Here is a 14,612-nt window from a genome sequence, read left to right on the forward strand (position 1 = left end):
AAAGGAGCAGTGACCCATGGTGGACAGATCCTACCTTTTCGACGATGACGCCATGCGCGACTTCATCGTGAACGGCTATCACGTGATCACCGTGGACAAGCCGGCCGCGCTGCACGACGACATCTACGAGAAAACAAAAGCGATCATCGACGAGGACGGGAATCCGGGAAACAACCTGCTGCCTCGCGTGCCCGAGATCCAGCAGGTCTACGACGATCCCGCGGTGAAGGGCGCGCTGACCAGCCTGCTTGGTCCCGATTACGTGATGCACGCCCACCGCCACCCGCACGTGAACCCGCCGAACAGCAAGGGAGGCGGCTGGCACAAGGACAGCTACTGGGGTTACACCAAGGTGCGGGACCATCATCCGCGCTGGATCATGGCCATGTACTATCCCCAGGACACCCCGGTGGAGATCGGCCCGACGGGGGTGATCCCGGGCAGCCACTACGTCGAGTCCCGCGAGGAGACCGTCGGCGGGAACGGGTCGGTGCCCGACGGATTCCCCGCGAGCGGCAAGGCGGGAACCGTTACCATCATTCACTTCGACCTCTGGCACCGGGCGTTTCCGAATCAGACGGACAAGGTCCGGTACATGATGAAGTTCCAGTTTACGCGGATGTCGGAGCCGGACCGGCCCTGGTGGAACCGGCAACACGATGATATCGATCTCGGTGACCTGTCGGACCACCCCCGGAGCGCCATGTGGAGGAACATGTGGCACTGGCTTGCCGGAAACGGGTCGGCCGGGACCCGGCGGGAAGGCGCGGAACACGTCGAAGCGCTCGCCGGCGACCTGACCCACGAACTCGAACAGAAGCGGCTGCACGTGGCCTATACCCTGGCGGAGTGCGGTGAGGCCGCCCTCCCCCACCTGCTCTCCGCCCTCCAGCACGAACGGGACGAAGTCCGGCGGGAAGCGTGCTACGGGCTCGGCGCGCTGGGCGCCGCGGCCGTCGAACCACTGGTCCCCCTGCTCGGGCACGGCGACGAACGGGTCCGGGGCTACGCGGTCTATGCTCTTGGCGACATCCGGCACAACAATCCTTCGGTTGCGGAGCGCCTGGCGGGTCTGACGGACGACCCGTCACCCTTTGTCCGCCAGAACCTGGCCGATGCCCTCGGCCAGATCAAGCTGGCTGGAGATTCGGCCGTTCCCGCGCTGGTCGGCATGATTAAAGACGAGGATGAGCAGGTGCGCTCCAGGAGCGCCTACGCGCTGGCCCGCTTCGGGGACGAAGCCCAGGTGGCCATTCCGCAGCTAGCGGACGCGTGCTACGATGAAAACCGGTACGTGCAGGGCCAGGCCGCCATCGCCCTCGAACAGATCGGCACGCCGGAAGCCCTGAGCACGCTGCTTCACTGGCTGCAGGCCTCGCGGTGGTGCCCCCTGACGACGGCGAAGAGTACGTACTAGCGGCCGGTTACCGCCTGCTACCAGTCGTGCATCATGTGGCCCTGTCCGGGATAGAACAGGGCATCCGCGATGAAGGACAGGACGATGCCCAGCGTGTATCCGAGCAGCACGCCCAGGAAAAACCGCTGGCCCGTGCGGTAAGCGCCGGTCCCGACCTTCAGCAGGATGAACTTTATGAGCCAGGCGAGGAAGACGGACAGGATCGAGTCCCGGATATTGCTCGCGAAGCAGATGGCGAATCCCACCGGGGCGAGGGGCCACCAGACCAGCCAGTGCCTGAGCTTCAGCAGGACCATGAAGATAACCGCGCCCGCCGCCATGAACCAGGGCTCGTTCTGCCCCAGGGAAAGAGGGTTCTTCATCCAGGTCACGATTTCTTCGTAGTAATGCACATTGAGATTGCTGAATGCGCCCCCACCGAAGTTGTAGGCCCCCGTGGAATACCCCCAGTCGATCGAATAGGCCACTGCCGTGACCATGCTGACCAGGAAGGTAACGGTAAGCACGAGCAGCAGCCCCTTCTTCCGCGGCCAGAATCCGTCGGTCAACCGGTCGGCCAATACGACCGAGCCCATTCCCAGACCGCGCCAGTTCCGGGCATAGGCGCTGGCCAGGCCCAGCGAGGTGAGGCTTTGGGGTGACACGTTTCCCGATCCAAGGGAAAGCACCGTGATCTGGTGGGCGTTCACGGGCAGGTCCAGGAACACCACCCCCGTTTCCGCGATCACTTTCGTCGTTCCGAAGTAAAGCACGAACAGAAAGGCCAGAAACACCGCGATCACGGGAAGCGATATCCCCGACTGATAGAGCCATGCGCAGATGAAGACCGTCCCCGCCAGCACTCCGGCCACGGCTATCCTGTACGACACCAGTTCTTTCGAATCATCCAGCGCCGGATCCCTGCCCGTTGCCTTTCTGACCACCGCGAGCAGGTGGCGCCGCGCGGTCCAGAGCGCGTATCCCACGTAAACGAGGAAACCCCCGAAGAACTGTGCGTTGACGCCGCCGGTACCGCCTGGACCGCTGCCTTCCGTGTTGAGTCCGATGTAGCTCAAGGCGCCGATCTCGAGGATTCCGAGCATGAAAAACACCCAGATGCTCAGGAGGATGTCGACGTTGATGAAGTACCCGAAACTGAGCATGTACGGGCTGATGCGCAAGGGGATGGACGGGAACATCGGACTCAGCTGGAGCGGGGTCTCGAAGAAGGTGCCCACGGGCAGCTGCGGTACGATAAGGGCGAACGAGAAGATATTCCAGATCGCGATGGCCAGCGCGAGGCCGAATCCGACCTGGAAGAGCCGGTCGTAGACCAGCTTCGGCCAGCGTCCCGGCGATTGATCGGCTGCTATGAGCTCCAGGGGTACCTGGACCAGGGGAAAGGTAAGCCGCTCATACTCCACCCATTGTTTCCTGAATATGGCCGCGATGCAGGCGCCGACGACGAAAATGGCAATGAAAAAACTCATCCACCAGGCGACCGGTATGATCCAGGGGGACCACGGGACGGTCCCGCCCGGCGGGAGCCCTTCGTAGAACCAGCCCATGGCGTTGTTCTGGTTGCTCGCCACGAGCCATTCCGGGAGATAGGGAAAAAACAGTTCGGCCCACTGGTTTTCCGGCTGGGCGAAGTAGAAAGGCGTGGAGACGATGGTCAGGAAGTACGACACGAAGGCCTTGCCGGGAATCAGGCTGGAGATGAGCAGGATGCAGAATATCAGCGCCAGCTCGCGGCCGGTGAAGGCGGCTCGTGTGTAGAGGCTCCGGGCGACCGGATTGTACAGGAATACGACGAGCAGGAACAGGGCCAGGGCGGAGATGGGCAGGTGGGCCACCGACATGCGGGACGAGTGCAGGATATAGGTCCCGTAGGTCACCCAGACGTTGAGGACGATGGCCAGGACCAGCCCCGTGGCAAGGGACCGCAATGTGATTACGGAGTTTGGCGTTCCTGCCACACGACCTCCATGGGATCGGGGATGGCGTAGGGCTTGACCCGCTGTTCGTGAAGCCACTCGGAAAGGTAGTGATCCATCCTGTGCAGGATCTCCGGCTCATCATCGGCCAGGTTGCGCGTCTGGTACGGGTCGTTTCCCATATCGTACAGGGCCACCGGTTCGAACCGGTATCCGAAGTCGTCGTAGGTCCTGATCATGAGGTGATCGGGCGTCCGCACCGCCCGCTGCAGCGTGTACAGGCCGTGTCCCCAGACCAGGTAGTCGTGCTGGCGGCACTGTCCGGTGGCGAGTCCTTCCGCGAAGGACCGCCCGTCGAAGTATTCCGGCACCTCGCCCCCGGCCAGTTCGATCAGCGTCGCGCTCAGATCCACGTTATACAGTAGATCGCCGCAGGTGGATCCGGGCGGCGTGACCCCCGGCCATTTGATGACCAGCGGGATACGGTGTATGCATTCGTCGGCGCACACGTGGTCGCCGTAGATGCCGTGCTCCCCCATGGCCTCGCCGTGATCCGCCGAGATGATGACCGCCGTGTCGTTCAGATCGCCCAGGGCGTCCAGCACTTGCTGAACGTGATGGTCGGTGTACCGGATCTCCGCGTCGTATCCGGTCACCATGTGATTCAGGTCGTCCGTGTTCCGGATGGCGTCCGGCATGTTCGGCGTGGGGCTGGGCCTGTCCCCGGGAAAGAGATGTGAAGCGGTAAACCACCCGTCGATGTCCTGGTGGCCGCGGATTGCTTCGCCGTCCGGCCAGTCCACCGCCGGCGGATGGGCTGCCATGCGGTCGTAACCGTCGCGGGGCGCTTCGTAGACCCGGTGCGGGTCCCAGTAGTTGATGTACAAAAAGAAATCGTCCCGGCCGCGATTCGCGGCGATCCATCGAAGCACGGCCTCGTTGACTTCGTCCGCCGTCTCCGATCCAGTCTTCAGGTTGGGCGAATGGAACTCCGACCAGCCCAGCCCGAACCAGGTCGCGCAGTGCCGGGTAGGGAAATTGGAAAAGCAGATGGTATCGAATCCGTGCTGGCGCAGTTTTCTCTGCACCAGCTGGTTCCGCTCGTCGGGCCCGCCGTACCGCTGTTCCAGGATATGCAGCTTCGATGCGGGACCGCCGTGGGTCACCACGCCGTTGTTAATTCCGAAACGGCCGGTGATCCAACCGTGCCTCGACGGCATGCAGGGGGAGTCCGCGCAGTAGTACCGGTCGAACCGCATGCCCTGCGCGGCGATCGCGTCGATGGCGGGGGAGGTCGGCCGGCCGTAACCGTAGCAACCCAGGTGGTCGGGCCTCAGACTGTCGATATCGAAGAAGACGATGCGCAAGGAGGATTACCGGTGTCCTGGGTAAGTGAGAGCCGCTAAGCTACGATGGCCTTGTCGATGATGACCTTCATCTTGTCGCCGTGCTTGTGGCGGCCGGCGGCTTCGATGAGGGCTTCGATGGGCAGAAACCCGTTGTCCTGGAGCCAGTGGGCAATGGCGGCCAGCGCGGCGCCTTTCAGACCGCCCGTCTTCCTGAAGTCCCGGGTCACCAGGTTGGACGGACCGGCCAACTCCGCAAGCTCGGGTTCCAGTTTCGAATCCGCGATCACCAGGGTGTGTTCGCCGATGCGAGACCGCACCTTGTCCAGTCCGTCCTGCGATATGACGATCATGATGTCGGGACAGTCGATCCCGGTGTAGTGGATAGGCTGCCGGGAGAGGATCACTTCCGCAACGGAGAACCCGGTGCCGATGGTGATGGGATAGTCGCCCTTCTTGGTGGCGGACAGGCCCGCGGTTATGCCCGCCGTGGAGAGCAGGTCCCCCGCGGACTGGATGGCCTCGCCGGCCGAGCCCGCGACGATAATTTCCAGGCGGCCGTCGAGCGGCGCCTCGCAGGTGTGTTCGATGGGTTTCAACGCGTCCAGCAGGGACCGTCCGACCGCCCGGTGCGGAAGGCCGACCGCGCGCGGGTTCCTTGTCACGACGCTTTCGTAGTCCGCCGTATCGTGGAGTTCCTGGACCTTCCGCATTCCGTACGCCGGGCACATTTCAACGATTTCAATCAGCGAGAACCCCGGCGTGGAGAGGGCCTCCTTCCAGAGTTCGGCCGTGTCCTTGCCGATAAACGTCCGCGCGGTATAGGCCGCGCCGGCGTTGTGGGCCAGCGCGCAGATGTCGTATCCCGGCACGGCCTCCTCCGGTCGCTCCGGTTCTTTGAACTCGGTGGAGGACAGCCCACTGGTCTGGCCGCCCGTCATGCCGTAGACCATGTTGTTCTGCACGACGAGGGTGAGGTCCAGGTTGTGCCGGGCCGCTTCGAGCAGGTGCTGCAGTCCGATCGTGGCGCCCCCGTCGCCCTGCAGGGCGATGATCTTCTTGTCCGGATGCTCGAGGCCCATGCGGATGCCCATGGCCAGGGCGACCGCCCGGCCGTGGAGTCCGTGAATCGTATGGCAGGTGAGCAGCGGGTCCACGAGTCCCGTGCAGCCGATGTCACTCACCACGATGACGTCGAGGGGGTGTACGTCCATATCCGCCAGGGCCTTGCTCATGGACTTGTTGGCGACCGTATGACCACAGCCCGGGCAGTAGGGCATTTTCAAGTCGTTCAGGATGGTTTCCTGCATTGCCGTACTCCTTCCGCGATCTCCTGCGGAGTGATCATGTGGCCGATTTTGTTGACGCCATGTATCCGGTCGTGCTGATGGTTTCCGTAGAGCAGTTCCCGCAGCAGGCCGACGATGTTCTCCTCGACGACGACGACGTGCCGGTATGCCGCAAGCAGTTCGTATATGCGTGGCGGTACCGGCAGCAGCGTCTTCATGACCAGGAGCGATACGGATTCGCCGCCAGTCCGCAGCAGGCCGACGGCCTCCCGGGCGGCCTCCGCCGAGATGCCGTAGGTCAGAATGACCGTATCGGCGCTTTCGTCCCGATCGTGGTCGTAAAAAGTGAATTCATCGAGGTTCTGTTCGACCTTGTTCTTGAGCCGCTCGGTATTGCCGAGGGCCTCGGGACTGTTCTTCTGGGTGATGCCTTCCGTGTCGTGCGTCGATGAATTCAGCCGGACCTGGTGCAGGTCGTTGCCCAGGGGCAGAAAGGGCGGCGCCAGGTTGCCGTTCGCCCCGTAGGTCTTGTATTCCCCGTTCCCTTCATGCATATGGCGTTCCGCGCGCTCAACTTCCTTCAGGCCCGAAATGTCCATGTTCTGGTTGGTCATGACCATTTCCTTCGAGGTCAGCAGCACGACCGGGGTGCGGAGGTCTACCGCCGTGTGCACGCTGGCCGCGGCCATGTCCCAGCAGTCGTTCAGGTTCGAAGGGCAGAACACCGGAAGCGAATACCCTCCCGAGATGCATCCCCGCAGCAGGAGCAAGTCCCCTTGGCCGCCCGTTGTGGCCGACCCGGTGCTCGGACCCAGGCGCTGGGCGAGGATGATGACCATGGGCAGTTCCATCATGAAGGACATGTTGATCGATTCGATCATCAGGGCGAAGCCGGGAAAAGCGGAGGCCGTGACGGGAAACACGCCTGACGAGGAGAAACCGGCGGCCCATTGCAGCGCCGTGATCTCGTCCGGCGCCTCGAGGGCGATGGGGATGCGCTCCTTGGCGCCCGCGAAGAGCCAGTTGACGGGCGTGATGGGATACCCGATGTAGGCGCCCGCGCCTGCCCGGGCCATCGCCTCGATGATCAGCCTGGACCCGTCCAGGAAGACCATGCGTTCGTTAACAGTCGTCATGGTGCTTGTGCTCCCGGCGTGCGCTCCCGCTCATCTTGAATGGATTCCGCCACGATTTCGGCGATATCCCGGACCCGCATGGGTTCGCCGGCCCGCTTGTTGGCGTCGTTCATCATCCTGGCGCAGAAGGGACAGCCCACGGCCAGGGTGTCGGCCCCGGTTTCCCTGGCCTCCCGGAAGCGATGGTCGCTGACCGCTTCCCTGCCTTCCTCTTCTTCTTTCCATACCTGTGCGCCGCCCGCGCCGCAGCAGAAGGACCGGTTCCGGCTCCGGGCCATTTCCACCAGGGAAGGCCGGGCTGCCGCCAGCGCCTGTCGGGGCGCTTCGTATTCACCGCCGTGGCGGCCCAGGTAGCACGGGTCGTGATAGGTCGTGCGTGTTTCGTCGCGCCCCGGCATCGCGAGCCGGCCTGCCTTCGACAACTCGCCGATGAGTTGCGTGTGGTGCAGGACCTCGAAACGGCCCCCCAGCGCGTCATACTCGTTCCCGAGGGTATGCAGGCAGTGGGGGCAACCCGTGACGATGCGCTTCCGGCCGACCTGGTCGGCGCCCGCGGCGTTCAACGTCTCGATGTTCCCTTCGGCGGCTATACTGAAAAGATACTCGTTTCCGGACCGGCGCGCCAGATCTCCCGTACAGGATTCGTCGTTTCCCAGCACGGCGAAGTCCACCCCCGCCCGGTGCAGGACCGTGGCGATGGCCCGCGCCGTTTCCCGGGCGCCGGGGTCGAAGGCGCCGGCGCAGCCGACCCAGAACAGCACGTCGTAGTCCGGGTTCTCCACAACGGTCGGCACCTTGAAGTCCAGGGATTCGGCCCATTCCATCCGGTCGCCCGCCATCTGCCAGGGATTGCCGTTCCGTTCGATACCGGTGAAGGCGCCTTTAAGTTCATTCGGAAACGCGCTCTCCATCAGCACCTGGTTCCGGCGCATGGCGAGGATATCGAACATGGGTTCGTTGCCGACGGGGCAGGCCTCCGTGCAGGCGCCACAGGCCGTGCAGGCCCAGAGCGCGCTTTCGCTCATGGTGTAGCCCAGCATCGGTTCCGTGTCTTCCCCGCCCGCAGCCAGGGAATTCATGTGGTCGCGAAGGTGATACCGCTTGTTCACCTCCAGGGCCGCGGGAGACAATTCCTTGCCCGTGGCATAGGCCGGACAGGCGTCCTGGCACCGGTTGCACATGATGCAGGCGAAAGCGTCGGTGAGATGGGTCCGGTCCAGGTCGGTGATCCGGCCCGCGCCGAACTGCTCGATGGTCTCGTCTTCGAAATCCAGGGCATCCAGCGTGCCCGGACTGGTCCGTTCAGGGGCGGTCATCAGGTTGAAGGGACCCATGAACAGGTGGGCGTGTTTCGAATAGGGAAACCAGGGCAGGAAGGCCAGCACCAGCCCGATGGCGATCCACCAGCTGGCGTGCAGGCCGAAAGTCAGCACGGAAGGTTCCATGCCCGACCAGAGACCGGCTGCCAGCGCCGCGACCGGCTGCCAGGGGTCCGGTCCGCGTAGGGCGATGTCGAAGGATGCGCCCACGAGCCGGAAGCCGACGTGGCCGAGGATGAAAAACCCCACGATCAGGGAATCCCGCCGGATGCCACCGGCTGCACGGGGGTGCAACTTGACGTTGGGCGCGACGGCGAGGTCCGTGGATTTAACGATGAACCGGCGGATCAGCAGGGCGGCCATGCCCGCCAGCGCGGCCAGGGTCATGAGATCGACGAGCAGGCGGTAGACCTGACCGGCGGCCCCGTCTTCCAGAAAAACGAAGCCGGTTACCAGGCCTTCCAGCACGTCCACCAGGTTGACCGCCATGTATAGGATGAAGCCCCACGCAATCCCGGTGTGCGCGAGGGAAACCAGCGGCCGGTCGCGGATCATGTTGTTCTGGCCGGCCAGAGCCTTGATTCCGGTCCACAGCCGGCCTCGAAGACCATCCCACGCAAGGCGGCCCTGGCCCCGCATAATCGTCCCGATCATGCGCCGGAAGGTGACGGACACCAGGTACAGCGAGACGGCCGCAAGGAGGGCGAAGAGGATCTTTTCGTAGGGGGAAAGCATCGGCGTCCCGCAATCCCGATGTGCCGCCAAAGGAAGACGCGATGCACGGAGTGCCGGGTTACCGGCCCAGCCGTTTCCTCACTTCTTCCGCGATGGCGGGCAGGTAACTGAAGAGGTCGCCGGCGATGCCGTAGTGGGCGTACCTGTATAGCGGCACGTCGGCGTCCTTGTTGATCGCCACGATCACGCGGGCGTTTTTCATGCCCGCCAGGTGCTGTATCGCACCGGAAATCCCGCAGGCGATGTACAGGTCGGGCTGTACCGTCTTCCCGGTCTGGCCGACCTGGTGGGCGTAGGGTATCCACCCGGCGTCAACCGCGGCCCTGCTGGCGCCGAGCGCGCCGCCCAGGGCGTCCGCCAGTTCTCGAACGGGCTGGAAACCCTCCGGTCCGCCCACGCCGCGGCCACCCGATACGATGATGCTCGCCTCGGTCAGACTGACGGTGCCGTCCGCGGTCTCCACGGACGCCACGCTGGTGGGGATCTCGTCCTCCGCCAGCACGGCAGGTACCTCGATGATCTCCCCGGTCCGGGACGGATCGGGTTCCACCGGCTGGAAGATATTGCGCCGCACCGTGATGAAACGATGCCCGGTGCCCTTGAACGTCACGGTGGATACCAGGTTGCCGACCAGCGCGGGGCGGACCGCCACCAATTGGTCGCCTTCCAAGCGCAGGTCGGTGCAGTCCGGCGCCAGGGCCGCACCGTCGAGAGCGGCGACGTAGGCCGAAAGCTCCAGGCCGGCCGTACTCGCACCCATCAGGACCACGGACGGCGGCTCGTTCTCCAGGATCCGAGCCAGGAGTTTCGCATGGGGTTCCACGCGGTAGCGGCACAGTGAAGGGTCTTCGGCGGTGTACACGCGGTCCGCGCCGGCCTCGATGGCCTGCCCGGCGATCTCGCCGACGCCGTCGCCTATCACGACGGCGGCAAGCGTTCCGCCGAGATCACCGGCGACTTTCCCCGCTGCGGCCATCGCCTGCCAGGCGATCGGGTCCGCCTGTCCGTCTTCCTGTTCAATCCATACGAGTAAGTTGCTTGCCATCAGTTCATTTTCCGCCTAAATGACTTTTTCATCCAACAACCGGTCTACCAGGGTCCTGGCCGCGTCTTCGGGGCCGCCGTCGATCATCTCGATGTGCGCTTCCCGCTCCGGAGGCAGCGCCGTCCGCCATTCGACCCCCGAGGCCCCGGCGCCCACGCCGGCCGTATCGAGACCGAGATCCTCGCAACGCCACACCGGTATTTGGGCCCGGGCCGCCTTGCGTATGCCGATGAGGCTCGGATACCGAGGTTCGTTGATCTCCTTGACGACCGTGATCAGGGCCGGAAGCCGGCTGGTGACCGTCTCCCGCGCTTTCTCGAGCAGTCTGACCGCCGAGAGGGTCCGGTCGGACGGATCCAGGTTCCGGAGTTCCGCCACATAGGAAACGAGCGGCACACCGAGCAGGGCCGCGATCTGCACGGCCGTCGCGGCCGTATTGCCGTCGATCGCCGCCCGGCCCCCGACGATCAGGTCGAAGGCACCGATTTTGCGGATGGCCGCGACCAGGATGCGCGCCGAAGCAAGGCTGTCGCTGTCCGCCATGGCCGGGTCCGAAACCAGGACGGCTTCATCCACGCCCATGGCCAGGGCGGTCTTCAACGCGTCGGCGGCTTCGGGAGGTCCCAGGCTCAGCGCGGTCACCTTGCCGCCGTGCTCTTCCCGGGCCTGTATGGCCGTTTCCAGCGTGTACTCGTCCCAGGGGTTGACGATCCGGGGTCCGCCCTCGGCGGACAGCTTGAGGCCGTCCATGGAGGCGGACAACTGCGCCGTATCGGGCGTCTGCTTCACCAGGGCGATGATGTTCAAGTAACCGTTACCTCGCTATGTACCTTGTCGTGACAGCGTGGCCGCACGCGGTCTACGGTCGACGTGGCCGCACGTGGTCAGCGGTCAGTCCTGCCAGTATTCCGGATCGTAGGCGGGCATCTCGCACCGGAGCGGGCGGTCCGTCCGATTGCCGAACTCATAGTCCGCCTGCATGAGCTGGTGGATCTGCGACGTGCCCTCGTAGATCACCGCGCTCTTGCTGTTGCGCAGATGACGTTCCACGTCGTACTCGTCGGAGTATCCGTAGGCGCCGTGGACCTGCACCGCGTCGCTGGCCGTAGCGAAGGCCGACTCCGTGCAGTACCACTTGGCCATGCTCGTCTCCCGGGTGTTCCGCATTCCCCGGTTCTTGAGCCATCCGACCTTGCGCACCGCCAGTTCACCCAAATCGATGCGTTGCTTCATCTGGGCGATGAGTTGCTTCACGAGTTGATGGTCGCCGATGGGCTGGCCGAAGGTACGGCGCTGCCGTGCATACGACACGGAAGCTTCCAGGCAATATTTCATCAGGCCGACGGCACCCGCCGCGACGGTGTAGCGGGCGTTGTCGAGACAGGACATGGCGATCTTGAATCCCTCGCCCTCTTCACCCAGCCGGTGGGATACGGGCACGGGGACCTCGTCCATGTTGATCCAGCCCGTGTTGCTCGCCCGCACCCCCATCTTGCCCTTGATAGTGCCGGTGGTCAGGCCTTCCCACCCGCGTTCGAGCAGGAAAGCGGTGATGCCCCGCGTGCCTTCCTCCTGGCTCGTCTTGGCGAAAACCAGAAAGCGGTCCGCCACGTCGGACAGCGTGATCCACATTTTCTCGCCGCTGACCAGGTAGGTGTCGCCTTCCTTCCGGGCCCGGCTGGTCATGGCGGCCACGTCGGAACCCGCGCCGGGTTCGGTCAGTCCGAAGCAGGCGATGTTTTCACCGGTGGCCAGGGGCGGCAGAAATTGTTCCTTTTGTGCTTCCGTGCCCCACTGGAAGATGGGCAGGGCGTGCAGGCCCAGGTGGACCGCGATCGTCTCCCGGACGGAAGAGTCAGCCCACTCCAGCCCCTCCGACAGCAGGCCGAGGGAGATGAAGTCCATGCCGGCCCCTTCGTAGCGAACCGGAAGGCAGATCCCCATGAACCCCTGCGCCGCCATTTTGGGCAGCAGTTCGTGGGGGAAAGTTCCGTTGCGGTCGTGTTCCCTGATCGACGGCAGGATCTCGTTGCGGGCGAAGTCGTAGACCATCCGCTCGACCATCCGATGTTCTTCGCTTAGCTCGAATTCCATATCAGCCCTGGTTTTCGGCCGTTACACCGGCCGCTTTGCCGAAGTCCCTGCCGGGCCTGGATGCCGGATGGGTCACCGGGATCTCCCGCATGACTTCGAGGAACCGGTCCACGTCACGGTCCGTATTGTAGAAATGGGTGGACACGCGGGCCCTTCCCACGCCGCCGTAAGCCCCGAAAATCAACACGTTCTGTGCTTCGAGGGCGTGAGTCACCGCGTTGACGTCCGCCGCGGTGAAGCAGACGTTGCCTGCCCTTTCCGCTTCAGCCCGGGGCGTGATGACTTCCCAGCCCAGGTCCGACAGGCCGTCCCACACGCGGGTGCTCAGGTGAAGCACGTGCTCCTCGATGCGGTCGATCCCGATGCCCAGCAGGCAGTCCAGGGCGTTGTCCAGGATGTACACCCCTATCCAGGTTTCATTGCCCGGCGTGAACCGGCTGGCATCCTCCCGGGGTATGTACGCGGAGGGATCCTTCCAGTCGGGGAGGTAGGCCGGCGTATGCCACCCGACGAAGGGCGGGTTCAGTTCGGGCACGCGTTCCCGGTTCCAGTACAATATCCCCACGCCGTGCACGGCCATGAGCCACTTGTAGCAGCTGGATACGACGAAGTCCGCGTACTGCGCTTCGACCGGAACGACGCCCGCGGAATGGGTGACGTCGAGACAGAGCAGAGCGTTCTTGCGGTGCACGATATCGGAGAGTTCGGGAAGCGGCAGACGTTGGCCGGTGAAATAACTGACATGACTGACATTGACCACCCTGGTGTTTTCATCTATCGCTTGATCAAGATCTTCCAAGTCCGTGTGCCAGTTATTGTTTTCCACAATCCGGAGTTCCACGCCGCGGTCCTTCAGCAGGGTCCACGGCAATACGTCCGAAGGGAACTCCACGTCGGCCACCACCACGTTGTCGCCGGGCCTCCAGTCGAGCGCGTAGACCAGCAGGTTGATGCCTTCGGAAGTAGAGGTCAGGAAACCGATATCGTCGGGTTGGACGCCGAACAGGCGGCCGACTTTTTCCTTGCAACCCGCGGAAACCACTTCGAGGCGCCTGCGTCCTTCCTCTCCCAGGAGCTTGTCCTCGAAGAAACGGTGGACGGCGTCTTCATGCGTTTTCAGCATGGGCGATTCGCCGCCGGTACACAGGTGGGTAATGCCCTCGGTTCCAATGAACTCGGAAGGATCGATCAGCATGGGTGTCTCCAGTTGTAATACTTGCAGTTTCAGCCGGTCGCTAATTCGACTGCCAAGATATCCGCCGGCGCCGTTTTTGTACAGGGAATTCGGGAGGTCGTTACCGTGCGTAGCTTCCGGCGTTGTGATTGACGTAAAACGGGCTATATTGTCTGGAACCCACTGGAATCGGGCGCGCGCTGACGGAGCGCCCGGTACAACCGCTGGAGGGTCCGTTTGGTATACGATTTCCACACTCATTTCTATACCTCCGCTTACCTCGACGAGATCGAACGGGGAGGTTACCAGGCAACGCTGGTCAGGGACGCCGACGGCCATCGCCTGTTGAAGTTGGACGGCGATTACAGCATGATCGCGCCGGGCCATTTCGATGCGGACCGCGTGATCGAGCATATGGACCGGCACAGCGTGGACCGGCAACTGCTCAGTTTCTCGATCCCCGGACTGCACGTCGAGGAACCGGATGCCGGCCGTCGCCTCGCCCGGATCGTGAACGAGGCCCTGTCCGAAACCGTGGCCCGCCATCCCGGCCGGTTGTCCGCCCTTGCGGTCCTTCCGCTGCAGGATCCGGCCGCTTCGGCGGCGGAACTGCGCCGCGCCGTGGAATCGCTGAACCTGCGGGGCGGCATGCTGTTTTCGAATATCAACGGCCGGTCGCTGGGCGCCCCGGAGTTTCATGAACTCTACGCGGCGGCTACCGCCCTGGACCTGCCGCTCTTCGTACATCCCACCACGCCTCATTCCCATGACATTTACGCGGCGTACCGGCTTACGCCCATGGCCGGGTTCCCGTTCGACACGTCGGTGGCCGCCCTGCACCTGGTACTCAGCGGAACCATGGCGGCTTACCCGGACCTGAAGGTCGTACTGGGGAACCTCGGCGGCACCATCCCGTTCCTAGCGGGCCGGATCGACCAGGCCTACCGTTCCTACCCCGAGGCTCGCGAGCAACTGGACCGGCCACCGTCTGAGTATCTGAAGGACATGTACTACGAATCCGCGGGGATGCCGGACAGCGGAGCGCTTCGCCTGGCCATCGATTTCGCCGGTATCGACCGGGTGATGTTCGGTTCCGACTACCCGCAGCAGATCGCCTACGTCGCCCTTGGGCTGCGAACTA

11 protein-coding genes are annotated in these 14,612 nt (G+C 63.9%); 2 read left to right on the forward strand and 9 right to left on the reverse strand.

Features of this window, described 5'->3' with window-relative positions; translation table 11 throughout:
• Positions 1–16 precede the first annotated feature (16 nt).
• The gene (locus F4Z81_10420) at positions 17–1,417 is read left to right on the forward strand and encodes a phytanoyl-CoA dioxygenase (protein ID MXW05467.1); all 1,401 of its coding nucleotides are present in this window, start codon (positions 17–19) and stop codon (positions 1,415–1,417) included.
• A 17-nt stretch (positions 1,418–1,434) separates the two neighbouring features.
• On the opposite strand, the gene F4Z81_10425 is transcribed toward F4Z81_10420, so the two are convergent.
• The 9 genes from F4Z81_10425 to F4Z81_10465 form a co-directional block, all read right to left on the reverse strand.
• Positions 1,435–3,375, reverse strand: a complete 1,941-nt coding sequence (locus F4Z81_10425; protein ID MXW05468.1) for a hypothetical protein — start codon at positions 3,373–3,375, stop codon at positions 1,435–1,437.
• On the reverse strand, positions 3,351–4,700 hold the full coding sequence (locus tag F4Z81_10430; GenBank protein MXW05469.1) for a sulfatase-like hydrolase/transferase: 1,350 nt from the start codon (positions 4,698–4,700) through the stop codon (positions 3,351–3,353). Before F4Z81_10430 ends, F4Z81_10425 begins: the two co-directional genes overlap by 25 nt.
• A 35-nt stretch (positions 4,701–4,735) precedes the next feature.
• Positions 4,736–5,989 (reverse strand): hypothetical protein, encoded by a 1,254-nt coding sequence (locus tag F4Z81_10435; protein MXW05470.1) that lies wholly within the window; start codon positions 5,987–5,989, stop codon positions 4,736–4,738.
• Positions 5,971–7,104: a hypothetical protein gene (locus F4Z81_10440; GenBank protein ID MXW05471.1), complete on the reverse strand. Its 1,134-nt coding sequence runs from the start codon at positions 7,102–7,104 to the stop codon at positions 5,971–5,973. Before F4Z81_10440 ends, F4Z81_10435 begins: the two co-directional genes overlap by 19 nt.
• Positions 7,101–9,158 carry a (Fe-S)-binding protein gene (locus F4Z81_10445; GenBank protein MXW05472.1) on the reverse strand — a complete coding sequence of 686 codons (2,058 nt, stop codon included), beginning with the start codon at positions 9,156–9,158 and terminating at the stop codon, positions 7,101–7,103. Before F4Z81_10445 ends, F4Z81_10440 begins: the two co-directional genes overlap by 4 nt.
• A gap of 58 nt (positions 9,159–9,216) precedes the next feature.
• On the reverse strand, positions 9,217–10,203 hold the full coding sequence (locus tag F4Z81_10450; GenBank protein ID MXW05473.1) for an electron transfer flavoprotein subunit alpha/FixB family protein: 987 nt from the start codon (positions 10,201–10,203) through the stop codon (positions 9,217–9,219).
• Positions 10,204–10,218: 15 nt separating this feature from the next.
• Positions 10,219–11,010 (reverse strand): electron transfer flavoprotein subunit beta/FixA family protein, encoded by a 792-nt coding sequence (locus F4Z81_10455; protein ID MXW05474.1) that lies wholly within the window; start codon positions 11,008–11,010, stop codon positions 10,219–10,221.
• 84 nt (positions 11,011–11,094) lie between these two features.
• Positions 11,095–12,297 (reverse strand): butyryl-CoA dehydrogenase, encoded by a 1,203-nt coding sequence (locus F4Z81_10460; GenBank protein MXW05475.1) that lies wholly within the window; start codon positions 12,295–12,297, stop codon positions 11,095–11,097.
• 1 nt (position 12,298) lies between these two features.
• Positions 12,299–13,810 (reverse strand): aminotransferase class V-fold PLP-dependent enzyme, encoded by a 1,512-nt coding sequence (locus F4Z81_10465; GenBank protein MXW05476.1) that lies wholly within the window; start codon positions 13,808–13,810, stop codon positions 12,299–12,301.
• On the opposite strand from F4Z81_10465, the gene F4Z81_10470 reads away from it, so the two are divergent.
• Positions 13,709–14,612 (forward strand): amidohydrolase (locus tag F4Z81_10470; protein ID MXW05477.1); only part of this gene is annotated, 904 nt, incomplete at its 3' end. The genes F4Z81_10465 and F4Z81_10470 overlap by 102 nt on opposite strands.

The organism is Gemmatimonadota bacterium (assembly GCA_009835325.1).
In the GTDB taxonomy this organism is placed as follows: domain Bacteria; phylum JAAXHH01; class JAAXHH01; order JAAXHH01; family JAAXHH01; genus JAAXHH01.